Raw genomic sequence first — 506 nt, forward strand, 5'->3', positions numbered from 1 at the left:
AGGCTACTACTCGTAACGGCGTTCCTCAGTAAGAGTCATTGACGTGTTGTTAGGCTCATCTCTTCCTACTTTGGGAGGAGGTGATTTCTATGAGAAATTTTAGAAAGTTATCTTTATTGATAAAGTTTTTGAAGTTGATTATAGATATTTATCGTTTCTTTCAATAGAAATGAAAAAGCCTAACGTAACAATAAGTATTCGCAGTACTTATACACGTTAGGCCATTTCTCTTTATTCTTCTGAGATGAGCCTAACGCCAGCTACACGTTGATGACTCTTCTTTTTGATACCTCAAGTATAGCATAGTTCAGAGTTAAATACAATTGTCACTTGTTTCACTATGTAGTCTGTGGCGTTTGTAACTAAATAGAAGCAAAGGGAAGAGCACGACATATTCCGACCCGAACTGATACAGTGGTTAGGTTTGCTCCGGAACATGTCGTGCTCTTCTTGCGTTTGTGTAATTTAGGTAGAAAGGAACGCCACAAAGGCTACTACTCGTAACG

Source organism: Veillonella sp. DNF00869, assembly GCF_001553345.1.
Taxonomy (GTDB): domain Bacteria; phylum Bacillota; class Negativicutes; order Veillonellales; family Veillonellaceae; genus F0422.